Genomic DNA, 24,296 nt, shown 5'->3' with positions numbered 1-24,296 from the left:
GCTGCCCGGGCCGGGGCGGCGCAGCCCGGCGGGCGGGGCTACACGGCGCGGGGAGCCCGGGCCCGCACCATCAGGGCGGCGCGCTTGTCGGGCAGGTCGAGTTCGGCGGCCGCCCGGAACCCGGCCCGTTCGAAGGCCCGGACCGAGCGCCGGTTGCGGACGTCCGGTTCCGCGACGACCCGCTCGCAGGCCGGGCGGCGGCGCAGGATCCGTTCGGCGAGCGCGGCCAGCAGGACGGCCCCGAGCCCCCGGCCGCGGCTGGCGGCGGGGCCGAGCAGCAGGTGGACGCCGGTGTCGTGCGGCCGGGCCGGGTAGTGCGCGGCCAGCGGGTCGAGGTCGGCGCGGTAGACCTCCCAGTAGCTCATCGGCTCGCCGTCGAGCAGGCCGAGGCAGGGGACGCTGCGGCCGTCGCCGTCCAGCTGCGCCCGGACGTGCCGGCCGGTGGCCTCCGCCGGCCCGGCGAGCTCCCAGAAGGCCGCGACCTCGGGGTCGTTCATCCACCCGGCGAGCAGCTCCAGGTCGGCGGGCAGCCGGACCGGGCTGAGCCGGAACTCGCCGGCCGGGGTGGGGATCGCGCCCCACCCGGGCAGGTCGTCCAGCATCAGCCACCCGCCACCGGGTTGGGGATGTCCACGTAGACGGACTGGCTGGCAACCGGGCCGACCAGTTCGTCCATGCCGTTGATCCGGGTGAGCAGGTTGGCCTTGCAGGGCAGCGTGGGCGCGTCCAGCAGCAGGGCGGGCAGCGCCGAGCCGGTGGCGGCGACCCGCGGTCCGGCCAGGAACCGGCGCAGCGCGGCCAGCAGCACCGTCTCGTCGGCCAGCCGCTGGGAGCCGAGGGCGCCGATCAGGCCGAGGACGTGGTTGATCCCGAGGTAGTAGGCGAAGTGGTGGTCGATGACCGGGTCCGGCAGGAAGGTGTCGCTGTCGGCGCCGAGGCCGGGCAGCCGGGCGGTGAGCCGTTCGGCGGCGCTCTCCCGGTAGTAGTAGCCCTGGTTGTCGCGGTAGCGGCCACCGCTCGGCCAGCCGTCGGCGTCCAGCAGGACGAGGCTGTTCTGCTGGTGCGCCTCCAGGGCGATGCCGCCCCGGCCGTCCAGCCACAGGATGGGGAGCACCACGGCGTCCAGGTAGCGCAGGAACCATTCGGCCGTCACCGTCGGCAGCGGGCGGCCGCAGCGCGCGGCGAGCGTCCGCAGGGTGTCGCCGAGCCGGGAGGGCACGGTGTCGCCGGTGCCGAGCGGCTGTTCGGCGACCAGTCCGGCGACGCACAGCGCGCGCTCGGCGGGGGCGAAGGGCTGGGCGCGCAGCACGGTGTCCAGGCCGCCCGGGTCGCCGAGCGCCGGGTGGTCGACGCCGATCCAGGCCGGGTCGCGGACGATGTCGAAGCCGGGGTGGGCGGCCCGCCACTCGGCGGCCAGGCCGCTCTCCAGCAGCCGGTGCATCTCCAGGCCGCGGTGCAGTTCCTTGCGCAGGTTCTCCCGGCGGGAGTTGGTGATCCGCAGGCCGAGCGAGAGCTTGAGCATCCAGGGGGTGCCGGGCCGGTAGACGGTGCGCACCGAGGAGGTGGGGTGCCAGGGTTCGCCGGCCGGGCCGAGGTCGTGCAGCAGTCCGTCGGCGAGCAGCGCGGCGACGGCCGGACGGTGGGCGAGCTCGCGGGCCTGCCAGGGGTGCAGGGGCAGGGCTGCGGTGCCGGGCGGCAGGGCGAGGCGGCCGTCGAGCAGCCCGGCGGTGAGCCGGTCGGCGCTCTCGGCGACGGCGGATCCTGCGGCGAGCAGCTCGCGGTCCACGGCGTACCAGTGGAGTTGGAAGGAGCCGTGCAGTTCGGGCGAGTAGGCGGCGCTCTGCGCGGGGCCGAGGCCGTCGCGGCTCTTCGGGGTGGGGTGCAGCGGGTGGCCCAGCAGCAGGGACTGCTCGGCGGCGAGGAAGTGCGAGCGCTCCGGTCCGCCGGGCACGGCGGCGGTGCGGCGGTGCGCGAGGATCTCGGCGGTGCGGACGACCGAGTCGGCGACCCGGGCGGCGAGGTCGGCGACCTGTCCGGGGTCGGGTCGCTCGGCGGCCGCAGCGGCGAGCAGTGCGGCGGCGGTGACGGCGTCCACCGGGGCGTCGGCCCCCTCCGCCACGACGCCGCCCGCGCCGGCCGCGAGGGTGGCCGGACCGAAGCGGTGCCAGCCGCCGGGCGACCAGTAGCGGACCGGGGCGGTGAGCCGGGCGGCGCCGCCGAGGACGGCGATCCGCAGCCGGCCGTCCGGGCCGGGCCGGGCCCCGGTCTCCCGCATCCAGCAGCGCAACAGGGCTTCCACGGCGGCCTGTTCGGCGGCGACGGCGGGGTCGGGGTGCAGCAGCGGGTCGGGCCCGGGCTGGTGCTCCTCGCGCACGGGCTCCGCCGGCTGCGGCGGTTCGGGCGGGGCTCCGGTGAGGGCGGTGCTCAAGGCTGCTCCTTGGGGCGCGTGGGGGTGCGGACGCGCGCTGTGGTGGAGGGGTCGGCGAGCGCTCTCACCGTCGCGTCAGGTAAGGGTTACCTATCCCTGAGGGGTGATCACAAGGACGGCTCACTCATCCGGGTGAAGATCGGGGATTGTCCACCATCGGGGCGAAACGCCCTGCTGTGCCAACGAGCCGACCGGTCCCGCGTCACGGACCGGCGACCTCCTGACGGGCCCGCAACCGGGGGGCGGACACGGTCGTCCTCGTCCGCGATGGAAGACTCCAGGACGGCGGGCCCGCCCACGGCGGACCGGCCGCGCACGGACGACCCGTCACCGGACGGGCCGACACCGACCGTGCCGACACCGCACGGACGGGCCGTCACCGGGCAGGCCGACACCGGCCGGGCCCGGCACGACCCGGCGAAGACCGGCCCGGAAGAGACCGACCCAGCACAGAACCGACCGAGCACAGGGGGAAGCGCACAGATGCCTACGATCCACCGATCAGCCCTGGCCGCCGCCGTGGTCGCCGGAACCCTGCTCGCCGCGAGCGCCTGCGGGCCGGACGGCCCGGCGGGCGACGGCCCGGGCAGCGCCGCGCCGCCGCCGTCCTCGGCCGCGGCGACCGGCGGCAGCGGCGGGGGTGGCGTGATCGGCGGGATCACCCTCCCCTCCGGTCTGCCGACCAGCCTGCTGGAGGGCCTGCCGAGGAGCTGGGACGACCTGAAGAAGTGGAAGTTCGAGGACTGGGACAAGTGGGCGTCCAAGCACGTCTTCGACAACCCGGTGGTGAAGGACTTCTGGGACCCGGACACGATGGGCGACTCCAAGCCCGCCGAGCCGGCCCCGCCGGCCACCAAGCCCGCCCCGGCCACCCCCGCGCCCGCCACCGACGACGGCGTGACCGACCCCGAACCGCCGGTGGTCAACGCCGTCGCGCTGCCCCGCCCGTACACCAAGCAGCCCTCCGGCAAGGTGTTCTTCTCCGCCAAGGGCGGCCGCGGCAACTGCTCGGCGACGGTGATCGCCGACCCGCAGCACCCGGGCAGGAGCAACCTGGTCTGGACGGCCGGCCACTGCGTGCACGAGGGCAAGGGCGGCAGCTTCTACAAGGACCTGGTGTTCGTGCCCGCCTACAACAACTCGGGCGCCTCCAGCGGCGGCAAGCGCGCACCGCTGTCCGAACTGGCCCCGCTCGGCACCTGGTGGGCCGACCAGGTCACCACCTCGCCGCAGTGGATGGTCGAGGGCGGCGGCACCGGCGACGCCGCCAACCAGTACGACTTCGCCGTCATGCGCGTGCACAACCAGAACGACACCGGCAAGTCCCTGGAGGAGACGGTCGGTTCGGCCGTCCCGGTGTGGTTCGACGCCCCGCGCGACAAGCTGAACGTCTCGGCCGTCGGCTACCCGCTGCTCAAGCCGTTCGACGGCCAGGAGCTGTACAAGTGCGACGGCGGCAAGCCGACCCGGCTCTCCTTCGACGCCAAGCGCCCGACGATGCTCACGATCGGCTGCACCATGACCCAGGGCTCCAGCGGCGGCGGCTGGTTCGCCACCATGCCCGACGGGAAGACCGCCCTGGTCAGCAACACCTCGATCGGCACCCAGGACCACACCTCGCTCAGCGGCCCGTACCTGGAGACGGTCGCCAAGCAGGCCCTGGACTGGATCTCCAGGAAGCAGTAGCCGCCACCGGGGGGCGGAACGGAAACACCAGCACAGCACGGGGGACGATCCAGCATGCCGACGAACACCAGCCGGGGGCGCCGCGCCAGGACGGCCGGCGCCGCGCTGCTCGCCGCGGCCGCCCTGGCCGCGGCCGGCTGCGGCCCGGACGGTCCCGCCCGGCCGGTCGCCCCGCCCCCCGCCCTCCCCACCTCCGCGCCCACCAGCCTGGGCGACCTGACGGGCTGGAAGCTGGAGGACTGGACGAAGTACGTCGCCGACAGCAGGTTCGCCAACGAGACGGCGGCGGGCTTCTGGTCGGCCGCCCGGATGGACGCCGCCAAGCCCCGGCCCACCCCGGATTACTCGCTCACCGCCCCAGCCGCCGGCGGCGTCGAACGGGACGCCCCGCCCGCCGCCGTCCCGGCCCAGCCCCAGCCGCACCCGTACGGCCAGGCCACCGCCGTGGTCGGCCGGCTCTTCATGACCACGCCGCAGGGCGACGCGGCCTGCTCCGCCACCGTGGTCGCCGACCCGGTCAACCCCGGGCGCAGCAACCTCGTCTACACCGCCGCGCACTGCCTGCACGACGGCAGGGGCGGCGGCTGGCAGAAGAACCTGGTGTTCGTGCCCGGCTTCAACCGGGACGGCCAGGCGGCCCGCGACAAGCCGCACTCCGACGCGCAGAGCGCCCCGTACGGCCGGTGGACGGCGGTGCGCGCGCTGGTGTCGCCGACCTGGCTCCAGGAGAGCGGCGTCGGCGCCCACAACCAGTTCGACTACGGGATCCTGCGGGTGCGCGCCGAGAACGGCTCCGGCGCGTCCCTGGAGGAGACGGTCGGCGGCTCGGTCCCGGTCTGGTTCAACGCCCCGCGCGACCGGATCACCGCGGCCGCGGCCTACGGCTACCCGGCCGAGCGGCCCTTCGACGGCATGGAGCTGGACCACTGCGACTCCTCGGTCCCGCCCGGCCGCCTCTCCTTCGACCCGACCCGCCCGCCGATGTACGTGATCGGCTGCGCCATGACCGCCGGGTCGAGCGGCGGCGGCTGGTTCGTCACCAGGGACGGCAAGCCCAACCTGATCAGCGTCGGCGCGATCGGCGACCGCAGTCCGGCCGGGTACCAGGCCGGCCCTTCGCTGCAGGACCAGGCGAAGCAGGCCTTCGACTTCTTCGCCAAGAACGTCCGCTAGCCCCGTCCGCCGGCCCCGTCCGCCGGCCCCGTCCGCCGGCCCCGTCAGCGAGCCCCGTCCGCTAGCCCCCGGCCGACGGGCCCCCGGCCTAAGACCCGCGCGAGCACGCGGAGGGCCCCGGACCGCTGTGGTCCGGGGCCCTCCGTGCGCTCGCGCGTCAGCCCTGCAGGGCCACCGCGAAGTGCTCCAGCTCGGCGGCCAGCTCGGCCGCCACCTTGGCGTGCAGCAGCGTGCCCTCGCCGGTGTGCTCGGTGGAGAGCAGCTCGCCCTCCGCGTGCACCCGGGAGACCAGCGCGCCCTGGGTGTAGGGCACCAGGGCCCGCACCTCGACGGCCGGTCGCGGCAGCTCGTCGTCGATGAGCTTGAGCAGCTCCTCGATGCCCGCGCCGCTGCGGGCCGACACCACGATGGCGTGCGGCTCGCGGCGCAGCAGGCGCTGCAGCACGTGCGGGTCGGCGGCGTCCGCCTTGTTGATCACCACGATCTCCGGCACGTTCTGTGCGTCGACCGAGACGATGACCTCGCGGACGGCGGCCAGCTGCGTCTCCGGCTCGGGGTGCGAGCCGTCCACCACGTGCAGGATGAGGTCCGCGTCGGCGACCTCCTCCATGGTCGAGCGGAAGGCCTCGACCAGGTGGTGCGGCAGGTGCCGGACGAAGCCGACGGTGTCGGCCAGGGTGTAGACCCGCCCGCTCGGGGTCTGGGCCCGGCGGACCGTCGGGTCCAGGGTGGCGAACAGCGCGTTCTCCACCAGCACGCCCGCGCCGGTGAGCCGGTTGAGCAGGGAGGACTTGCCGGCGTTGGTGTACCCGGCGATGGCCACCGACGGCACCTGGTGGCGCTTGCGCTCCTGGCGCTTGGTGTCGCGGCCCTTCTTCATGTCGGCGATCTCCCTGCGGAGCTTCGCCATCTTCTCGCGGATCCGGCGCCGGTCGGTCTCGATCTTGGTCTCACCGGGACCACGGGTGGCCATGCCGCCGCCGGACGAGCCGGAGCCACCACCACCCATCTGCCGGGACAGCGACTGACCCCAGCCTCGCAGCCGCGGCAGCATGTACTGCATCTGAGCGAGCGAGACCTGCGCCTTGCCCTCCCGGGACTTGGCGTGCTGGGCGAAGATGTCCAGGATCAGGGCCGTCCGGTCGACGACCTTGACCTTGACCACGTCCTCCAGGTGGATCAGCTGGCCGGGGGTGAGCTCACCGTCGCAGACCACGGTGTCGGCGCCGCTGGAGGCGACGATGTCGCGCAGCTCCTTCGCCTTGCCGGAGCCGATGTAGGTGGCCGCGTCGGGCTTGTCGCGGCGCTGGATGACGCCGTCCAGCACCTCGGAGCCGGCGGTCTCGGCGAGCGCGGCGAGCTCCGCCATGGAGTTCTCCGCCTCCTCCAGGGTGCCGTCGGTCCAGACGCCGACGAGCACCACGCGCTCCAGGCGGAGCTGGCGGTACTCGACCTCGGTGACGTCTTCGAGTTCGGTGGAGAGGCCGGCGACCCGGCGCAGGGCGGCGCGCTCGCTGCGGTCGTACTGGTCGCCGTCGTAGTGGTGGCCGAGGTCCTCGTCGATGGCCGCGAGGTCCTCGTCCATGAGGGCTTCCGCCCGCAGACCGTCGAAGCGGCGCGGAGCGTCGGCGTGGTCGCGGGTGTCGAACGTGGAGGTCATTCTGTCCTTTGGCTCGCTGGTACGGGTGGCTCGGGGGACCGGACGGTCCCCTCAGGAGTCTGCCCAGCTGCCGCCCCGGCTACCGTCCGGGCGGGGTGAGCTACCCCTCGGGTCCTCGGGTGACACCCGGGGCTCCTGTGCCCTGGGAACGCCGCGGACCGGCCGTGAATTCCCCATGATGGTCGCACGCCCGGCGCGGGCGGGTCATCCCCATTTCACCGGAGCGCGGCGGGTCGGCCCGGCCCGACCCGCCGTACCCCGGGCCGTGGGGGGCCGGCACCCAGCCCCCGGCCCGGCGCTCGACCCCCGGCCCGGTGTCCGGCCGCCCCCGCTCCGGCGCCTACCCTCCCGCCGGGCCGTGCGGACGGCTGACGTCGAACACCCCGGAGACCCGCAGCATCGCCCGCATCAACCCCGGCAGCGCGCCCGGCGCGGGCAGTTCGACGGTGTAGGTGTGCCGGACCCGCGACTCCTGCGGCGGCTCGACCTCGGCCGACACGATGCCGACCCCCTGGGCGGAGATCGCCGCCGTGAGGTCGGCCAGCAGCCGGGGCCGGTTCAGCGCCTCGGCCCGCAGGGTGGCCCGGTGCCCGGCCGCCGGGGCGTCCTGCGGCTGCCAGCGGACCTCCAGCGCGACCCGTCCGTCGGCCCGCATCCGCTCCCCCGCCGGGCAACCGGTGCGGTGCACGGCCACCGCGCCGCCACGGATCGGGTAGCCGGCCACCTCGTCCGGCGGGACGGGCGTGCAACAGCGTGCCAGCCGTACGGTCGCCCCGGGCCGTCCGGCCACCGCGACCGGGGCGGCCCGCTTCTCGGCGGTGCGCCGGCCGGGCGGGGCGGGCTGGGCCGCGGCCGGGCCGGTGCGGACGGCCGGCGGCCGGGCCGGCGGGTCGGCCAGCCAGCGCTCGATGGCCAGCCGGGCGGCGGGGGTGCGGGCGTGCGCCAGCCATTCGGGGGCGGGGCCGGAGGGCTGGCCGCCGCCCGCCGGCAGGGTCTCGGTGAGCACCGCGATCAGGTCGCCGTCCTCCAGCACGGTGGAGAGCGCGCTGAGCCGCCCGTTGACCCGGACCCCGATACATCGGTGGCCGGTCTCCTCGCCGAGCAGGTAGGCCGCGTCCACGCAGGTGGCGCCGGCCCTCAGCTGAAGCGTTTCGCCGCCTTCCGTCACCACGGTGATCTCGCGGTCGCCGGCCAGGTCGGCGGTGAGCGCGGACCAGAAGGCGTCCGGGTCGGGCGTCTCCTGCTGCCACTCCAGCAGTCGGCTGAGCCAGCCCGGCCGGGCCGGGTCGGTGCGGTCCAGTTCGTCGGCGTCCTGGGCGGTGGCGGCCGGGGAGGGGTCGCCCAGCGCGACCACCCCGGTCTCGGCGACGTCGTGCATCCGGCGGGTGCGGACCAGCACCTCGACCACCGCGCCGCCGCTCAGCGCCACGGCGGTGTGCAGCGACTGGTAGAGGTTGAACTTGGGCGCGGCGACGAAGTCCTTGAACTCCCCGGGCAGCGGCGTCCAGCAGGTGTGGAGTTCGCCGAGCACGGCGTAGCAGTCCGCGTTCTCCTCGACCACCACCAGCAGCCGCCCGAAGTCGGCCGGCCGTGGGCCCTGCGGCCGGCCGTCCGGTCCGGGCGCGCCGGTCCGTCCGAGCAGCGCCCGGTGCAGCGAGACGCAGTGCCGGGGCCGGACGGTCACCTCGGCGGCCACGCCGGCCTCGGCCAGCTGCCGCGCCAGCTGCCGGGCGAAGGGCTCCAGCACGGTGTCCGGCCCCGCCTCGTGACCGGCCATCAGGGCGCGGGTGCGGGCGTGCTCCTCGGGGTGCAGGGTGGCGAAGACGATGTCCTCCAGCTCCGCCTTGAGCACCTGGATGCCGAGCCGTTCGGCCAGCGGGATCAGCACGTCCCGGGTGACCTTGGCGATCCGCACCTGGCTGGCCGGCTTCATGTGCCGGATGGTGCGCATGTTGTGCAGCCGGTCGGCCAGCTTGATCACCATCACCCGGACGTCGTCCCCGGTGGCGACCAGCATCTTGCGGAACGTCTCCGCCTCGGCGGCGGCGCCGAAGTCGACCTTCTCCAGCTTCGTCACCCCGTCGACCAGGTAGGCGACTTCGGGACCGAAGCTCGCGCCCACCTGGTCCAGGGTCAACTCGGTGTCCTCGACGGTGTCGTGGAGCAGCGAGGCGACCAGGGTGGTGGTCCCGGCGCCGAGTTGGGCCAGGATCATGGTGACGGCCAGCGGGTGGGTGATGTACGGCTCGCCGCTCTTGCGCTTCTGGCCGCGGTGGCTGGCCTCGGCGAGCCGGTACGCCCGGGCGAGCAGGCCGAGGTCGGCCTGCGGGTGGTGCCGGCGGTGCACCCGGACGAGCGGTTCCAGGGCGTCCGGCACCGGCGGCCGCCCGGTGGCCAGTAACGCGGCCCGGCCGGCCCGGCCGAGGGCTGCCCGGCCGAGCTCTCCGAGGGGCCTCCTGGCCCCGGCCTGCCGTACGGTCGTCGGCTGCCCCGTCAGGGACTGCCCGGCTTCGATGGTCATCGGCACCTCCGGCAACGTCGCCGGGCGCGGCCCCTCCAGAGGGGGTGATCCTGCTACCCCTCCCAGGGGTGATCGACCCGGTGGTCCATGCTACCGAGCAGAGCACGTTCCGCGACGCCGTGGTTCCCGTCCGCGACCGGTATCACCCGATCGGGGGGATTCGTCACCGCACGAATTGGGCAAACCGGGCCGTCAGCCGCGGTGCACGGACTCCCACCAGCGCCCGTCCAGCCGTCCCTCGGCCACGATCACCGCCGGCCCGGTCATCTGCACCCCGCCGTCCGGGTGCTCGGTGATGACCAGTCGGCCGCCCAGCACGTCCACGGTGTACGCGACGGACTCGCCGGTGACGGCCGGGTCGACGCCGTCCCGGCGGATGGCGGCCACCGCGACCGCGCAGGCCCCGGTGCCGCAGGAGCGGGTCTCGCCCGAGCCGCGCTCGTGCACCCGCATCGCGACGTGCCGCGGCCCGCGGTCCACCACGAACTCGACGTTGACGCCCTCCGGGTAGACGCCCTCCGGGCTGGTGAGCGGCGCGTCGACCAGCTTCCCGGCGTGGTCGAGGCTCTCCACGAAGGCCACCGCGTGCGGGTTGCCCATGTTGACGTTCAGCGCCGGCCAGCGCCGCTCGCCGACCGCGACCTCGATGCCGTCCGGCCCGGGCAGCCGGGCGCGGCCCATGTCGATGGTGACGTCGCCGGGCGTGCCGTCCTCGGCGGCCTCCGCGACCGTCGCGGTGAGCACCCCGGAACGGGTCGCGACGGCCAGCTCGCCGGGCTTGGCCAGGCCGGCCTCGACCAGGAAGCGGGCGAAGACCCGCAGGCCGTTGCCGCACATCTCGGCGATGCTGCCGTCGGAGTTGCGGTAGTCCATGAACCACTCGGCCCGGTCGGCCATCCCCCTGGCGGCCGGGTCGGCGGCCGAGCGCACCACGCGCAGCAGCCCGTCGCCGCCGATGCCGGCCCGCCGGTCGCACAGCGCGGCGACGGTCTCGGGACCGATCTCCAGCGCGCCGTCCGGGTCCGGGATGATGACGAAGTCGTTCTGGGTGCCGTGCCCCTTGAAGAAGGGGATGCCGTCGTGCCGGGGAGAGGATGTGCTCACCCTCCCGATGGTACTGAGCCGGGCGGAGGCGCTCAGCGCAGGTAGGCGACCCGCCAGACCGCGAGCGCGCACGCGGTCAGCGCGATCAGGGTGTAGACCACGATCGCCTTCCAGCCGGCCCGCTGCCCGGAGCCCCGGCGCGGCAGCCCGGGCCACGTGTAGCCCGCGTGCCGGGCGGCCATCGCGCCCCAGCCGACCGAGGCGGCGGTGAGCAGCAGCCCGAGCATCCCGACCATGGTGGCGCGCGCTCCGGCCGAGCCGAAGGCGAGCGGGAAGGCGAACATCAGCGAGCCGAGGGTGCCCATCAGGGCGATCGGCAGCGTCTGCCACCAGCGCAGTCGGCGCAGCGGGCGGATCTCCCGCTCGTGCACCGCGCCGCCGGGCGGGGTGCGGGTGTCCAGGGCGGGCACCGCGGCCGCGTACGAGGTCGGCGCCTCCAGTCCGGTCAGCACGGGGAGGTCGCCCATCGTCGACTCGTCGAACTCCTCGGCCGGCGCGGTGACGCTCCCGCTCTGACCGGGCTCGGGGCCGGTACCCGTCGACACACGGCCTCCCCTGACTGTTCGACACGAGCGGACTCGCGGCCGGGCACGGTCGGCCCGTTCGGCCGACCCCTATGGCATCGATGATGGCATGTCCAGGGGGGCGTTCCGGGCCTGACCGGGGTCGGCGGGTGATCCGTGGCCATCACGTGATCGGGCCGTGACCGCCGGTTCGTCCTGCACGCCCACCTGCGCGCGCAGGTGCACCGCCGAATTGGCCGGAACCCGTCCTAGACGGCCGGAACTCCCTGACGCTCGATCAGTTCGAGGGAGTGCCCGAGCAGCTCCGAGGGGTCGGTGCCGGCCGGTCGGGAGAGCCAGTTGATCCGGTCGTCCCGGCGGAACCAGGACTCCTGGCGGCGGGCGAAGCGCTTGGTGGCCCGGACGGTCTCGGCCCGCGCCTCGTCCTCGGTGCACTCGCCGGCGAAGTGGTCGAGCACCTGCTGGTAGCCGAGCGCCCGGGAGGCGGTCTTCCCCTCCCGGAGCCCGATCCGCTCCAGCGCCCGCACCTCGTCGAGCAGCCCGGCCTCCCACATCCGGTCGACCCGAAGCGCGATCCGCTCGTCCAGTTCGGGGCGCGGCACGGCGACGCCGATCTGCACCGCGTCGTAGACGGCGGTGTTGGTCGGCAGGTTGGCGGTGAACGGCAGGCCGGTGATCTCGATGACCTCCAGCGCCCGGACGATCCGCCGCCCGTTGCTGGTCAGGATCGCCTCGGCGGCGGCCGGGTCCAGCTCGGCCAGCCGCCGGTGCAGCACGTACGGTCCGGCCTCCGCCAGCTCGGCCTCCAGCCGGGCCCGCACCTGCGGGTCGGTGCCGGGGAACTCCATCTCGTCGATCGCCGCCCGGACGTACAGCCCGGAGCCGCCGACCAGGACGGGCGTGCGCCCGGCGGCGAGCAGCCGGTCGATCTCGGCCCGGGCCAGCCGCTGGAACTCGGCGACGCTGGCGGCCTCGGTGACGTCCCAGACGTCCATCAGGTGGTGCGGCACTCCGCCGCGCTCGTCCACGGTGAGCTTGGCGGTGCCGATGTCCATGCCCCGGTACAGCTGCATCGAGTCGGTGTTGATCACCTCGCCGTCGAGGCTGCGGGCGAGGGCGACGGCCAGGTCGGACTTGCCGGCGGCGGTCGCGCCGACGATCGAGATGACACGCGGGGTGCGGAGGCTGCTCACCGTTCCAGTCTCGCAAAACCCGCGCGGCGCCGGGGACCGGGCTGCCGGTCGCCCGCCGCGGCACGACGACGGGACCGTTCCCGGGGCCCTCCTCCGGACCGCTTCCGGCCGTTTCCCCAGGTGATGCCCGGTTTGCGAACGCCTCGCGGGGTACGGACGTTGTGCAGGGGACGGGGACCGACGGACGACAGGGAAGGGTGAGACCGCCATGGGTCTGATGGACAACCTCAAGGGCAAGGCCGAGGAGTTCAAGGAGAAGGCCGGCGAGCTGGCCGGCAAGCACAGCGACCAGATCGAGCGGGCCGTGGACAAGGCCGGCGGCGCGATCGACAAGGCGACCAAGGGCAAGTACAGCGACAGGATCGAGCACGGTGCCGGCAAGGCCAAGGACGCCGTCGGCGACTTCGCCCACAAGCCGAAGCCGGGCGAGCCGGGGCAGCCCCCGCGGTCCTGACGCGCGTCAGGACCAGGACGCCACGAAGTACCCGACCCCGTACGGCGCCTCCTGGTAGCCCAGCCGCCCGGTCAGGCCGGCGCCCTCCGCGGCGCCGGCCAGCACCTGCCAGGGCGCCCGTCCCCCGGCCTTGAGCTCGGCGGCCAGGCCCGCGTCCAGCGCGGCCAGGGCGGGCAGGTCGGCCGAGCCCAGGGCGGCGGCCAGCGCCGCGTCGTAGCCCTCGGCCCGCTCGTCCAGGTAGCCGGGCGCCTTCACCGAGCGGCAGGCGCTGCCGTCGCCGAGCACCAGCAGGGCGACCCGGTCGGCGAGCCCGGCCAGGCCCTGGCCGAGGCCGAGCATCCGGTCGGCCGGGGCGTCGGCGGGCACCGCGCAGGCGTGCGTCGGCAGGGTCACCCCGGCGCGCTCCAGCAGCCAGGCGCCGACGGTCAGCGAGGGCGCCAGCTCCGGCCCCTCGACCCGCTCCCCCGGCAGCTTGGCGACCAGCGGCACCCCGTAGCGGTGGAAGGAGCCGGCCCCGCCCTCGGTCCACACCTCGGCCTCCGGCCCGGTGCCGACCAACACGACCAGCTGCGGCCCGGCCGCGACCAGCGCCGCCAGCGCCTCGTCGCAGGCGGCGCGCAGCGCGTCCAGCTCGCTCGCCGCCCCGGCGGCGACCTCCGGGACGAGCAGCGGCGGACAGGGGCACACGGCGGCGGCTACCAGCATGTGGATCACTCTAGCCAACGACGACGGCGGCCCGGCGGGACTCGGGAGTCCCACCGGGCCGCCGGTACGGGCAGCGCGTCAGTCGCCGCAGCAGGCCCCGCCCGCCGGCGCCGCCAGGGGCAGCGCGGCCGGGGCGCCGACGGACGGCAGTCCGAGCATCACACCGGCCGGCTTGGCGGCGGGCTTGGCCTGGCGCTTCTCCCAGGCGTCACCGGCCCGGGTGCGGCGCACCGCGAGCGTCGGGCCCTCGGCCAGCAGGTGGTGCGGGGCGGCGTAGGTGATCTCGACGGTCACCATGTCGCCCGGGCGCACCGGCTCCTCGGGCTTGGTGAAGTGGACCAGGCGGTTGTCGGGCGCCCGGCCGGACAGGCGCCGGGTCTGGTCGTCCTTCTTGCCCTCGCCCTCGGCGACCAGGATCTCCAGGGTCCGCCCGACCTGCTTCTTGTTCTCCTCCCAGGAGATCTCCTCCTGGAGGGCGATCAGGCGGTCGTAGCGGGCCTGCACGACCTCCTTCGGCACCTGGTCCTCCATCTCCGCCGCCGGGGTGCCGGGGCGCTTGGAGTACTGGAAGGTGAAGGCGTTGGTGAAGCGGGCCTCGCGGACGACGTGCATGGTGTCCTCGAAGTCCTCCTCGGTCTCGCCGGGGAAGCCCACGATGATGTCGGTGGAGATCGCCGCGTCCGGCATCGCCTCGCGGACCTTCGCGATGATCCCGAGGAAGCGTTCCTGGCGGTAGGAGCGGCGCATCGCCTTGAGCACGCGGTCCGAGCCGGACTGCAGCGGCATGTGCAGCTGATGCATCACGTTCGGCGTCTCGGCCATCGCGGCGATCACGTCGTCGGTGAAGTCGCGCGGGTGCGGCGAGGTGAAGCGGATCCGCTCCAGGCCCTCGACCTGCCCGGCGGCGCGCAGCAGCTTGGAGAAGGCCTCGCGGTCGCCCAGGTCGGAGCCGTAGGCGTTGACGTTCTGGCCGAGCAGGGTGACCTCGATGACGCCCTCGTCCACCAGCGCCTCGATCTCGGCGAGGACGTCGCCGGGGCGGCGGTCCTCCTCCTTGCCGCGCAGCGCGGGGACGATGCAGAAGGTGCAGGTGTTGTTGCAGCCGACCGAGATCGAGACCCAGGCGGCGTACGCGGAGTCGCGGCGGGTCGGGAGGGTGGAGGGGAAGGTCTCCAGCGACTCCAGGATCTCGACCTGGGCCTTGCGCTCGATCGCGGCCCGCTCCAGCAGCGCCGGCAGGTGCCCGATGTTGTGGGTGCCGAACACCACGTCGACCCAGGGGGCGCGCTTGACGATGGTGTCGCGGTCCTTCTGGGCCAGGCAGCCGCCGACGGCGATCTGCATGCCCTGGTGGCGGCTCTTGACCGGCGCCAGCTGGCCGAGGTTGCCGTACAGCTTGTTGTCGGCGTTCTCGCGCACCGCGCAGGTGTTGAACACCACCAGGTCCGGGTCGCCCTCGGGCCCGGCCTTGACGTAGCCCGCCTCCTCCAGCAGCCCGGACAGCCGCTCGGAGTCGTGGACGTTCATCTGACAGCCGTGCGTGACGACCTTGTAGCTCTTCAATCCGCTCTCACCGCTCACCAGACCAGGGTACGGGCAGCCGCGCAGCGGTTTTCCCGAAGCTTCCCCGTCCCGTCCCGGGAGCCTCCCCAGCCCTTTCACCGAACATTCCCCGTCCCGTTCCACTCCCGTTCGGCCGGAGCGCCTGGCAGTATCCCTGCATGGCCCCCACCACCCCGTCCCGCCTCGGCGCCGCCGTCCGCACCGCGGCGCGCAGCCCGCTGTGGCGGACGGTGCTGGTGCTGGTGCTGCTGGTCGCCGGCTTCGGCGGCTGGTGGCTGTCGGCGGGCCGCTCGCCCGGGTACCCGCGCGGGGAGGTCCGCTTCGCCACCGGCGTGCAGCGCGGCGTCTACGACCGGTACGGGCAGTTGCTGCAGGCACACGTCTCCGGGACGATGCCGGGGGTGCGGCTGGCCCTGGACAACACCGAGGGCTCGATAGAGAACCTCAACCGGGTGATCACCGGCCGGGACACCTTCGCGATCGCCACCGCCGACGCGGTCGCCGACTACCAGGGCCCGGACAAGGGCCGGCTGCGGGCGATCGCCCGGCTCTACGACGACTACCTGCAGCTGATCGTCCCGGCCTCCTCCCCGGTGCACCGCACCGCCGACCTCAAGGGCCTGCGGGTCGGCGTCGGCCTGCCGCAGTCCGGGGTGAACCTGGTGACCAAGCGGCTGCTGGCCGCGGCCGGGCTGGACCCGGAGCGGGACATCGTCCCGGTGCCGAAGGGGGTCGGCGAGGCCGCCGACGACCTGCGCACGGGCGAGCTGGACGCGTTCTTCTGGTCCGGCGGCCTGCCCACCAGCGCGCTCACCGACCTCTCCGACCACGTCAAGATCCGGATCGTGCCGCTGAGCGACCTCTCCGAGGCCCTGCACAAGGCCGAGGGCGGCGGCACCGACGCCTACCGGGCGGCCACCATGCCCACGGGCACCTACCCGAACGCCGAGCCCAAGGACGCCGTGGCCACGGTGGCCGTGCCCAACCTGCTGATCACCCGGGACGACGCGGACCCGGACCTGGTCGAGGGCATGACCCGCGCGGTGATCGACAGCCGCGACCAGATCGGCGCCCAGGTGCACGCCGCCCAGCTGGTCGACCTGCGCACCGCCGTCTACACCGACCCGCTCCCGCTGCACACGGGCGCGGCGCGCTACTACCGCTCGGTGAAGCCCTGACGGTACCCCCGGCCCGTGACGACGCCCCGCCGGTGACGACACCCCGCCCTTGACGATGCCCCGCCCTTGACGATGCCCCGCCCTTGACGGGGCGCGCCCGGCACCGGCCACCGGGCCCGGCTACTTCTCCGGCCGCGGCACCGCCAGCGTCACCGCGAGCCCGGTCGGCTTGACCGGCGCGAAGCCCAGCGAGCCGCCGCCGGCCGCCAGCAGCGTGCGGGCGATGGACAGGCCCAGCCCGGAGCCGTCCACGTTCTGGTGCCGGGGGCTGCGCCAGAAGCGGTCGCCGGCCCGGGCCAGCTCGTCCTCGGTGAGGCCGGGCCCGGCGTCGGTGACGGTGACCGCGACCTCGTCCCGGCGCACCGAGACCCGCAGGCGCACCTCGCTGCCGGCCGGGCCGAACTTGAGCGCGTTGTCCACCACGGCGTCCAGGGCCGAGCCGAAGCCGATCGGGTCCGCCATGCCGACCGCCAGCGCCGGACCGTCCCAGCGCAGTGCGATCCCGCGCTGCTCGGCGACCGGCCGCCAGGCGTCCACCCGGGCCAGGGTGAGCTCGGCCAGGTCGGTGCGCTCCGGTTCGGGGCGGGCGTGCTCGGCGGTGGCCAGCCCGAGCAGGTCGTCCAGCACCCGGGCGAGCCGGGTGCCCTCCTCCCGTACGCCGCTGAGCTCCTCCTCGTGGCCCTCGGGCAGCTCCAGGCCGAGCACCTCGACCCGCAGCAGCAGTGCCGAGAGCGGGTTGCGCAGCTGGTGGGAGGCGTCCGCGACGAAGGCCTTCTGCTGGTCCATGGCGAGCACCACGTGGTCCGCCATCTCGTTGAAGGAGCGCGCCAGGCGCTGCAGTTCGGGCGGGCCGCCGCCGGGGGCGACCCGGGCGGCCATCCGGCCGGTGGCGATGTCGTGGGTGGCCCGGTCCAGGGTGCGCACGGGACGCAGCACCCATTCGGTGAGCCGGACGGCCAGCAGCACGGCGACGATCATCGCGGCGGCCTCGCCCGCGACCAGCACCAGCCACTTGTGCAGCACCCGGGTGCGCAGCGCCCCGGTGGGGGACTCGCTCAGCACCACCGCGACCACGTCGCCGTCGCGCACCACCGGGGCGGCGACGGTGATCGTCCGGTCCGGCGTCCACGGCCAGACCTGCGGCGGGTTGTGGCTGCGCCGCCCGTCCAGCGCCTCCTGGAAGGCCTGGGCGCCCCAGCCGGCGGTGGGCACCCGCCAGTCGGCGGGCGCGGCGGCGATCGGCAGGCCGTCGCGCTGGAAGATGCCCAGGCGCACGCCGTAGAGGTCGAAGTAGCGGCGGACCTCGGCGTCGATCGAGTGCTGTCGGCTGAGGTCCCCGGGGGCGGGCTCCGGATCGCCCTTGCGCGCCGAGTCGGCGGCGCCGGAGGTGGGCAGGTCCTGGGCGAAGCGGGCGGCGTCGTCGAGCCGGTCGACGACGACCCTGGTCTGCTCGGCCGCCGCGACCGCCGCCGCGAGCGGCAGCCCCAGGGCGGCCAGGACGCAGAGCATGAGGGCGATCAGGATGCCGAGCAGGCGGGTGCGCACGTGCGGTCAGTGCTCCGCGGGGGCGTTCGGGGCCGGGTCCGCAGCGGCGGGCGCCGGGGACTCGGGGATCAGGCGATAGCCGACGCCGCGGACGGCCTCGACCAGGCCGGGCAGCGCGAGCTTGTTGCGCAGCGAGCCGATGTGCACCTCCAGGGTGCGCCCGTTGCCCTCCCAGCCGCTGCGCCAGACCTCGCTGAAGATCTGCTCGCGCCGGTAGACCACGCCGGGGCTCTGCGCGAGCAGGGCGAGCAGGTCGAACTCCTTGCGGGTGAGCGGCACGTCGCGGCCGTCCACGCTGACCCGGCGGCGCTCCCGGTCGATCCGGATGCCGCGGGACTCCAGCGGGCCGCGCTGCTGCGGCACGGCGTCGGGCGCGGGCACCGACGCCGAGGAGGGGGCGGCGCCGCGGCGGGCCACCGCGTGGATGCGCGCGAGCAGCTCGCCCATGTCGTACGGCTTGGTGACGTAGTCGTCGGCGCCCAGGTTGAGGCCGTGGATCCGGGAGCGGACGTCGGCGCGGGCAGTGACCATGATCACGGGCACGCCGCTGCCGGCCCTGATCCGGCTGCACACCTCGAAGCCGTCGCGATCGGGCAGGCCGAGGTCGAGCAGCACCACCCGGTACGGATCGTTGCCGTCCGGCACCAGGGCGTCCAGGGCCTCGTGCCCGCTTCGCGCGTGCCGGACCTGGAAGCCGTGCCGGCCCAGTACCGCGACGAGCGCGGCGGCCACGCGTTCGTCGTCCTCGACGAGCAGCAGTCGCATCCTGTTCTCCTCCTTCCCCCACGTGATCACCGGTGATCGCCGGGCCGATCGGTCCGGCCCGGTCCTGCGCAGTATGGGCCAGCGGACGGTCCTGCGCCAGGTTCGACCGCGCACCGGGCTCGTGGGGGACGGGGAGCACCGGCGCGGATTCCCGCTGTGACATGCCCCGTCGACGCGTTCGCGAACAGTACGTACCGAGCGTGTGGCCGTTTCGTGATCCTCAAGTTCCGCTCAGATCGGCTGACGGCGCGCGGTCAGGGCTCCTATGGTCGGCCCACCGGGGGCTGCGGCTCCGCCGGTCGCGGCTCCCGGATTTGCACCACCATTGCCTCCCAAGGGAGTTGAGACTTCTCAGGTAGGCACGATCCGATACAGAGGGAGCAGGCGCGATGACCGAGAGCCCGGTCCAGGACTCCACCCCCGCAGCCGCCCCACTGGTCGTGCTGAACAACGTCAACAAGCACTACGGCGCGCTGCACGTCCTGCAGGACATCGACCTGCAGATCGCCCAGGGCGAGGTGGTCGTGCTGATCGGCCCGTCCGGTTCGGGCAAGTCCACGCTCTGCCGGACGATCAACCGGCTGGAGACCATCGACTCCGGCACGATCACCATCGACGGCCGGCCGCTGCCCGCCGAGGGCAAGGAGCTGGCCCGGCTGCGCGCCGAGGTCGGCATGGTGTTCCAGAGCTTCAACCTCTTCGCGCACAAGACCGTGCTGGAGAACGTCGTCATCGGCCAGGTCAAGGTGCGCAAGGTGCCCCGCCCGCAGGCCGAGAAGACCGCCCGGGAACTGCTGGACCGCGTCGGTGTCGGCGCGCAGGCGGACAAGTTCCCCGCCCAGCTGTCCGGCGGCCAGCAGCAGCGCGTGGCGATCGCCCGCGCACTGGCCATGAAGCCCAAGGTGATGCTCTTCGACGAGCCCACCTCGGCGCTCGACCCGGAGATGGTCAACGAGGTGCTGGAGGTCATGCGCCGACTGGCCGCCGAGGGCATGACGATGGTCGTGGTCACCCACGAGATGGGCTTCGCCCGCTCCGCCGCCAACCGCGTGCTGTTCATGGCCGACGGCAAGATCGTCGAGCAGAACACCCCCGATGCCTTCTTCACGGCGCCGCGCTCCGACCGCGCCAAGGACTTCCTCTCGAAGATCCTTCACCACTGACGCTTCGAGACCACGCGGGGCCGCCTCCGGCAACAGTGCCGATCGGCCCTGCCCGCGCACGACTTCCAGACTCCAGAGCCCGGTTGAAACCGCGGCCCAGCCCCAGGAGAACGCCCTCATGAGGACTTCCCGCACCCTCGCCGTCGCGCTCTGTGCCGTCGCGCTCACCGCCACCGCCGCCTGCGGCAAGGACGGCACCCCCGGTGCCGCCGCCAGCGCGAGCAACGCCCCCAAGCTCCCGGCCTACACGGTCAAGACGGACGCCAAGGTCGACTCGCCGGTCATCGCCGAGGCCAAGAAGCGCGGCCAGCTGATCATCGGCGCCAAGGCCGACCAGCCGAACCTCGGCTGGGAGGACGTCGCCAGCGGCGACCGCAGCGGCTTCGACATCGAGATCGCCAAGATGATCGCCGCCGACCTGGGCTTCACCCCCCAGCAGATCAAGTGGCAGACCCTGGTCTCCTCGCAGCGCGAGCCCGCCATCCAGAAGGGCCAGATCGACTTCTACGTCGGCACGTACAGCATCAACGACGAGCGCAAGAAGACCGTCTCCTTCGCCGGCCCGTACTACATCGCCGGCCAGGACCTGCTGGTGAAGCAGGACAACACCTCGATCACCGGCCCGGAGAGCGTGGGCGGCAAGAACGTCTGCACCGCCACCGGCTCGACCTCGATCAAGAACATCCAGCAGTACAACCCGAAGATCACGCAGTTCGACACCTACTCGGCCTGCGTCGAGAAGCTCCTCTCCGGCGAGGTCGACGCCGTCACCACCGACGACGCCATCCTCAAGGGCTACGCCTCCAAGTACGCCGGCAAGCTCAAGGTCGTCGGCAAGCCGTTCACCAAGGAGAACTACGGCGTCGGCCTCGGCAAGGACGACACGGTGCTGCGCAACGCCATCAGCGACGCCCTCAAGGCCCACGAGGACAACGGCGACTGGAAGAAGGCGTACGACGCGACCCTCGGTGCCTCCGGCTCCGCCGCGCCGGACGTCCCGGCCCTCGACCGCTACTGATCCGCCCTCCGCACGACATTCCCGACCCTGATTGAGAGGAGGGCCGCCGGATGGGGTTCCTGTTCGAGGACGACAACTTCGCGTTGTTCCGCGACGGCTTCCTGCAGACGATCGAGCTGAGTGCCCTCAGCGCACTGCTCGCCCTGCTGCTGGGCACCCTGCTGGCGGCCTTCCGGGTCTCCCCGGTGCCGGTCCTGCGCGCCTTCGGCACCACCTGGGTGACGCTCTTCCGCAACACCCCGCTGACCCTGCTGTTCTTCGCCGTCACCTTCGGCCTGCCGCCGCTGGGTGTGCACTTCAGCCACATGACCTTCGCGGTGCTGGCGCTCGGCGGGTACACGGCCTCGTTCGTCTGCGAGGTGATCCGCTCCGGCATCAACACCGTGCCGCTCGGCCAGGCGGAGGCCGCCCGCAGCCTGGGCATGACCTTCGGCCAGACCCTCACCCTGGTCGTCCTGCCGCAGGCCGCCCGGACCGTCCTGGCGCCGATGAGCAGCGTGTTCATCGCCCTGCCGAGGAACTCGGCGATCGCCGGCGCGTTCAGCGTCGCCGAGCTGTACAGCTCCCAGCAGACCTTCTCCGAGCGCGGCTACTCGATCTTCGCGATCTTCTTCTGGGTGGCCTGCGCCTACCTGCTGATCAGCGCGACGGTCGCCACGTTCTTCCGCTTCCTGGAATCCCGACTGGCGGTGGCCCGATGAGCGAGCGCAGCGAGCGAATCATCAAGAGGTGCGCACGGGCGAATGCCCCTGCCGAGCGCAGCGAGGTGGGCGCATGAGCGAGCGCAGCGAGCGAATCATCAAGAGGTGCGCACGGGCGAATGCCCCTGCCGAGCGCAGCGAGGTGGGCGCATGAGTCTGTTCCAGCGCCCCGCGACGGCCAGTGTCCTCTACGACACCCCCGGCCCCAGGGCCCGCTCCCGCTACCGCCTGTTCGGCGTCCTCTCGCTGATCGGCGTCGCCGGCCTCCTCTGGTACGTCTTCAGCGCGCTCGCCGACAACGGCCAGTTCGACGCGGACATGTGGGACGCGTTCCAGTACAACACCGTCCAGCAGATGATTCTGGACGGCCTGCTGGCCACCCTGAAGGCCTTCGGCCTGGCGGCGGCGTTCTCGCTCACCCTCGGCGCGCTGCTGGCCGCCGGGCAGCTCTCCGACCACCGGCCGGTCCGCTGGCTCTGCGTCGGCTTCGTCCAGTTCTTCCGGGCGATGCCGCTGCTGATCCTGATCGTCGCCCTCTACTACGCGTTCTTCGCCAAGGACCCGATGTGGGCGCTCGTGCTCGGGCTCACGCTCTACAACGGCTCGGTCCAGGCGGAGATCATCCGGAGCGGCGTCAACGCCGTCCCGCGCGGTCAGGGTGAGGCGGCGTACGCCCTCGGCATGCGCAAGACCCAGGTGATGAGCGGCATCCTGGTGCCGCAGGCCGTGCGCTCGATGCTGCCCACGATGATCGGCCAGCTGGTCGTCACCCTCAAGGACACCTCGCTCGGGTACATCATCACCTACAACGAGCTGCTGTTCATCGGCAAGAAGATCGCCAGCCAGCCGCTGAACGCCGCCGGGTTCCCCTACATCCCGGTGGTGCTCGTGATCGGTCCGATCTACATCGTCATGTGCCTCCTGCTGACCGCGCTCGCGCGCTGGATCGAGGCCCGTGGTCGTCGCGGCGCGAACCGGCGCACTTCAGCTGCTGCTTGACGGACACGCAGGTGAACTGTTGCATTGCTCTTCGTGACACCTCCCGGGAGCATCCACGCGGCATATGCGGCAGCGGTAACTGACGCCGGCCGATCGGCCGGTTCGTGCCCGGAGGTCCCCTCATGGACCCGGTGATCGTGGTCGGGGCCGGACCGGTCGGTCTGGCCCTGGCCCTCGCCCTCGCCCGGCACGAGGTGCCGACCATCGTCCTGGACGAGGGCTCCGGGCTCTGCCCCGAAGGCCCGCGCAGCCTCGTCGTCGGCGCCGACACCGCCGCCTTCCTGACCCGGATCGGCTACCCGCGGGCGGTCTCCGACTCCGCCCTCTGGGACTCCTTCACCATCTGGCGGCGCCGCCAGGAAGTGCTGCGGATCGACCTCACCGACTCGCCCACCTTCCACCTCCCCCAGCACCGCCTCCAGCGCGGCCTGCGCGACGCCCTGACCGGCACCCCGCTGATCAAGCTGGTCCCGCTCAACCGGGTCGTCGAGCTCGAACAGGACCGGGACGGCGTCAGCATCCGCACCGTGGGCACCCAGAACGGCGCCGCCACCTGGTGGCGCGGCAGCCACCTGGTCGGCTGCGACGGCGCGAGATCCACCGTCCGCAAGCTCCTCAAGATCCGCTTCCCGGGCCGGCCCGCGGTCGACCGCAACGCCATCGCCACCGTCCGGGTCGACCTGCCCTTCGACGGCGCCCGGCTGCACCGCGAGCCCCCGTGGCGCGGCGACCGCGAGGCCTCCGCCCGTCCGCTGCCGGACGGCATCTGGCGGCTCGACTGGCGGCTGCCCCCGGGGCGCCCCGCCCCCACCGAGACGGTCGACCCGCACGCCACCTGGCCGGGCATCGTCACCGGCGACACCCTGCTCACCCGGGTCACCGCCACCCTCACCGGCTGGTGCGGCGAACTCCCCCGCTTCGAGCTGCTCGCCGCCGCCGACCACACCGCCCAGCAGCGCCTCGCCGCCCGCTTCCGGGTCGGCCGCTGCTTCCTGGCCGGCGACGCCGCCCACCTGCACGGCGCGCTCGGCATGCAGAACCTCACGGACGGGCTGCGCGACGCCGACAACCTCGCCTGGCGGCTCGCCCTCGCCTGGCACCTCCACTCCGGCGGCCCGCAGCCCGGCGGCTCGCTGCTGGACGGCTACGAGGCCGAACGGCGCGGCGCGGTCGGCGCCCGGCTGCGCGCCGTCGACCAGTCCATGCCGCTGCTGCGCCCGCTGCGCGGCTGGCAGCAGACCCGGCGCTCGCTGCTGGTCGGCGGCTTCCGCAAGCACGCCCCGCTGCTCGCCGACGGCCAGCTCGGCACCGGCCGCTTCGGCGGCGCGCCCGCCTACCCGGCGGCGCCCTCCGGCGTCCCCGGGAGGGTCCCGGTGCAGCGCGGCTCGCGCGGCACCACCTCGCTCAGCGAGCTGCTGCCCGCCACCGCCCCCGGCGTGCTCGTCCCGGACCTGCCGGTGCTCGCCACCGACGGCACCCCCGACCACCTGCACGCCCGGCTCGGCGCCACCTTCCTGCTGCTGCTGGTCGCCCCCGGCACCGCCGTCTGGTCGTCCGAGCACTGGCTCGGCGCCGGGCTGATGCCCCGGCTCGCCGAGGTCGCCGCCGCCCTGCCGGTCCCCGCCGAGGTGCTGGTCACCGAGGACTACCCGGGCGCCGGCCCGCACACCGTCCTGCTGATCCGCCCCGACGGCCACCTCGTCGGCGTCACCCAGGGTGCCGTCGCCGAGGACCTGCTCGCCCTCGCCGACCGCGCCCGCGGCGGCCCGGCGACCCTCGCGCCGGCCCCGGAGTCCGAGGCCGAACCCGAGCCCTTGTCCGACCTCGAACCCCGGTCCGACCTCGAACCCCGGTCCGACCGCGAACCCCGGCTCGCCGACCGGCACGCCCCGCAGCAGGTCGACAGCCCGAGCTAG

At 73.9% G+C, this 24,296-nt stretch carries 20 protein-coding genes; 9 read left to right on the top strand and 11 right to left on the bottom strand.

Going from position 1 to position 24,296, the window contains the following annotated elements:
* Positions 1 to 38 precede the first annotated feature (38 nt).
* Both ACIRST_RS26585 and ACIRST_RS26580 read right to left on the bottom strand, forming a co-directional pair.
* Positions 39 to 710 (bottom strand): GNAT family N-acetyltransferase, encoded by a 672-nt coding sequence (locus tag ACIRST_RS26585; RefSeq protein WP_402804921.1) that lies wholly within the window; start codon positions 708 to 710, stop codon positions 39 to 41.
* The gene (locus ACIRST_RS26580) at positions 602 to 2,428 is read right to left on the bottom strand and encodes an IucA/IucC family protein (RefSeq protein ID WP_402804852.1); all 1,827 of its coding nucleotides are present in this window, start codon (positions 2,426 to 2,428) and stop codon (positions 602 to 604) included. The genes ACIRST_RS26585 and ACIRST_RS26580 overlap by 109 nt, the downstream gene beginning before the upstream one ends.
* A 483-nt stretch (positions 2,429 to 2,911) precedes the next feature.
* On the opposite strand from ACIRST_RS26580, the gene ACIRST_RS26575 reads away from it, so the two are divergent.
* On the top strand, positions 2,912 to 4,114 hold the full coding sequence (locus ACIRST_RS26575; protein WP_402804850.1) for a trypsin-like serine peptidase: 1,203 nt from the start codon (positions 2,912 to 2,914) through the stop codon (positions 4,112 to 4,114).
* A 54-nt stretch (positions 4,115 to 4,168) separates the two neighbouring features.
* Positions 4,169 to 5,287, top strand: a complete 1,119-nt coding sequence (locus ACIRST_RS26570; RefSeq protein ID WP_402804848.1) for a trypsin-like serine peptidase — start codon at positions 4,169 to 4,171, stop codon at positions 5,285 to 5,287.
* 157 nt (positions 5,288 to 5,444) lie between these two features.
* On the opposite strand, the gene hflX is transcribed toward ACIRST_RS26570, so the two are convergent.
* The 5 genes from hflX to miaA form a co-directional block, all read right to left on the bottom strand.
* Positions 5,445 to 6,947 (bottom strand): GTPase HflX, encoded by a 1,503-nt coding sequence (hflX, locus tag ACIRST_RS26565; protein WP_350523380.1) that lies wholly within the window; start codon positions 6,945 to 6,947, stop codon positions 5,445 to 5,447.
* Positions 6,948 to 7,287: 340 nt separating this feature from the next.
* On the bottom strand, positions 7,288 to 9,468 hold the full coding sequence (locus ACIRST_RS26560; protein WP_402804846.1) for a RelA/SpoT family protein: 2,181 nt from the start codon (positions 9,466 to 9,468) through the stop codon (positions 7,288 to 7,290).
* 192 nt (positions 9,469 to 9,660) lie between these two features.
* Positions 9,661 to 10,572, bottom strand: a complete 912-nt coding sequence (gene dapF, locus ACIRST_RS26555) for a diaminopimelate epimerase (protein ID WP_402804844.1) — start codon at positions 10,570 to 10,572, stop codon at positions 9,661 to 9,663.
* 32 nt (positions 10,573 to 10,604) lie between these two features.
* Complete coding sequence (locus ACIRST_RS26550) at positions 10,605 to 11,117, bottom strand: hypothetical protein (protein ID WP_350523383.1); 513 nt, start codon at positions 11,115 to 11,117, stop codon at positions 10,605 to 10,607.
* A 227-nt stretch (positions 11,118 to 11,344) separates the two neighbouring features.
* Positions 11,345 to 12,289 (bottom strand): tRNA (adenosine(37)-N6)-dimethylallyltransferase MiaA, encoded by a 945-nt coding sequence (gene miaA, locus ACIRST_RS26545; protein WP_402804842.1) that lies wholly within the window; start codon positions 12,287 to 12,289, stop codon positions 11,345 to 11,347.
* A gap of 208 nt (positions 12,290 to 12,497) precedes the next feature.
* On the opposite strand from miaA, the gene ACIRST_RS26540 reads away from it, so the two are divergent.
* On the top strand, positions 12,498 to 12,743 hold the full coding sequence (locus ACIRST_RS26540) for an antitoxin (RefSeq protein ID WP_402804840.1): 246 nt from the start codon (positions 12,498 to 12,500) through the stop codon (positions 12,741 to 12,743).
* A gap of 6 nt (positions 12,744 to 12,749) precedes the next feature.
* Here the strand turns inward: ACIRST_RS26540 and ACIRST_RS26535 are convergent, their stop codons facing one another.
* Positions 12,750 to 13,448 (bottom strand): hypothetical protein, encoded by a 699-nt coding sequence (locus ACIRST_RS26535; RefSeq protein ID WP_402804838.1) that lies wholly within the window; start codon positions 13,446 to 13,448, stop codon positions 12,750 to 12,752.
* A 78-nt stretch (positions 13,449 to 13,526) separates the two neighbouring features.
* A complete protein-coding gene (gene miaB, locus ACIRST_RS26530; RefSeq protein ID WP_350523387.1) occupies positions 13,527 to 15,029 on the bottom strand; it encodes a tRNA (N6-isopentenyl adenosine(37)-C2)-methylthiotransferase MiaB in 1,503 nt (500 codons plus the stop codon).
* Between the two features lie 140 nt (positions 15,030 to 15,169).
* Between miaB and ACIRST_RS26525 the strand changes: the two genes are divergently transcribed.
* Positions 15,170 to 16,189, top strand: coding sequence for a TAXI family TRAP transporter solute-binding subunit (locus tag ACIRST_RS26525; RefSeq protein WP_350523388.1), 1,020 nt, complete (start codon positions 15,170 to 15,172; stop codon positions 16,187 to 16,189).
* Positions 16,190 to 16,309: 120 nt separating this feature from the next.
* Here the strand turns inward: ACIRST_RS26525 and ACIRST_RS26520 are convergent, their stop codons facing one another.
* Positions 16,310 to 17,734 (bottom strand): HAMP domain-containing sensor histidine kinase, encoded by a 1,425-nt coding sequence (locus ACIRST_RS26520; protein ID WP_350523389.1) that lies wholly within the window; start codon positions 17,732 to 17,734, stop codon positions 16,310 to 16,312.
* Positions 17,735 to 17,740: 6 nt separating this feature from the next.
* The gene (locus ACIRST_RS26515; protein WP_350523390.1) at positions 17,741 to 18,499 is read right to left on the bottom strand and encodes a response regulator transcription factor; all 759 of its coding nucleotides are present in this window, start codon (positions 18,497 to 18,499) and stop codon (positions 17,741 to 17,743) included.
* Positions 18,500 to 18,888: 389 nt separating this feature from the next.
* Between ACIRST_RS26515 and ACIRST_RS26510 the strand changes: the two genes are divergently transcribed.
* The 5 genes from ACIRST_RS26510 (at position 18,889) to ACIRST_RS26490 (ending at position 24,296) form a co-directional block, all read left to right on the top strand.
* Positions 18,889 to 19,662: an amino acid ABC transporter ATP-binding protein gene (locus ACIRST_RS26510; RefSeq protein ID WP_350523391.1), complete on the top strand. Its 774-nt coding sequence runs from the start codon at positions 18,889 to 18,891 to the stop codon at positions 19,660 to 19,662.
* A gap of 118 nt (positions 19,663 to 19,780) precedes the next feature.
* Complete coding sequence (locus tag ACIRST_RS26505; RefSeq protein ID WP_350523392.1) at positions 19,781 to 20,680, top strand: glutamate ABC transporter substrate-binding protein; 900 nt, start codon at positions 19,781 to 19,783, stop codon at positions 20,678 to 20,680.
* Positions 20,681 to 20,730: 50 nt separating this feature from the next.
* Positions 20,731 to 21,381, top strand: a complete 651-nt coding sequence (locus ACIRST_RS26500; RefSeq protein WP_350523393.1) for an amino acid ABC transporter permease — start codon at positions 20,731 to 20,733, stop codon at positions 21,379 to 21,381.
* A gap of 150 nt (positions 21,382 to 21,531) precedes the next feature.
* On the top strand, positions 21,532 to 22,380 hold the full coding sequence (locus tag ACIRST_RS26495; RefSeq protein WP_350523394.1) for an amino acid ABC transporter permease: 849 nt from the start codon (positions 21,532 to 21,534) through the stop codon (positions 22,378 to 22,380).
* 122 nt (positions 22,381 to 22,502) lie between these two features.
* Positions 22,503 to 24,296, top strand: coding sequence for an FAD-dependent monooxygenase (locus tag ACIRST_RS26490; RefSeq protein ID WP_402804834.1), 1,794 nt, complete (start codon positions 22,503 to 22,505; stop codon positions 24,294 to 24,296).

The sequence above is a fragment of the Kitasatospora sp. NPDC101447 genome (assembly GCF_044767225.1).
In the GTDB taxonomy this organism is placed as follows: domain Bacteria; phylum Actinomycetota; class Actinomycetes; order Streptomycetales; family Streptomycetaceae; genus Kitasatospora.
Note: the sequence above shows the minus strand (reverse complement) of the source record. Positions and strands in the feature narration are given on the sequence as shown.

Bases quoted from the DNA above. Each gene is read 5' to 3' on its own strand.
- ACIRST_RS26575 (WP_402804850.1), top strand. From the start codon at position 2,912: ATGCCTACGATCCACCGATCAGCCCTGGCCGCCGCCGTGGTCGCCGGA.
- ACIRST_RS26570 (WP_402804848.1), top strand. From the start codon at position 4,169: ATGCCGACGAACACCAGCCGGGGGCGCCGCGCCAGGACGGCCGGCGCC.
- hflX (WP_350523380.1), bottom strand. From the start codon at position 6,947: ATGACCTCCACGTTCGACACCCGCGACCACGCCGACGCTCCGCGCCGC.
- ACIRST_RS26560 (WP_402804846.1), bottom strand. From the start codon at position 9,468: ATGACCATCGAAGCCGGGCAGTCCCTGACGGGGCAGCCGACGACCGTA.
- ACIRST_RS26540 (WP_402804840.1), top strand. From the start codon at position 12,498: ATGGGTCTGATGGACAACCTCAAGGGCAAGGCCGAGGAGTTCAAGGAG.
- ACIRST_RS26535 (WP_402804838.1), bottom strand. From the start codon at position 13,448: ATGCTGGTAGCCGCCGCCGTGTGCCCCTGTCCGCCGCTGCTCGTCCCG.
- ACIRST_RS26525 (WP_350523388.1), top strand. From the start codon at position 15,170: ATGGCCCCCACCACCCCGTCCCGCCTCGGCGCCGCCGTCCGCACCGCG.
- ACIRST_RS26515 (WP_350523390.1), bottom strand. From the start codon at position 18,499: ATGCGACTGCTGCTCGTCGAGGACGACGAACGCGTGGCCGCCGCGCTC.
- ACIRST_RS26510 (WP_350523391.1), top strand. From the start codon at position 18,889: ATGACCGAGAGCCCGGTCCAGGACTCCACCCCCGCAGCCGCCCCACTG.
- ACIRST_RS26505 (WP_350523392.1), top strand. From the start codon at position 19,781: ATGAGGACTTCCCGCACCCTCGCCGTCGCGCTCTGTGCCGTCGCGCTC.
- ACIRST_RS26500 (WP_350523393.1), top strand. From the start codon at position 20,731: ATGGGGTTCCTGTTCGAGGACGACAACTTCGCGTTGTTCCGCGACGGC.
- ACIRST_RS26495 (WP_350523394.1), top strand. From the start codon at position 21,532: ATGAGTCTGTTCCAGCGCCCCGCGACGGCCAGTGTCCTCTACGACACC.
- ACIRST_RS26490 (WP_402804834.1), top strand. From the start codon at position 22,503: ATGGACCCGGTGATCGTGGTCGGGGCCGGACCGGTCGGTCTGGCCCTG.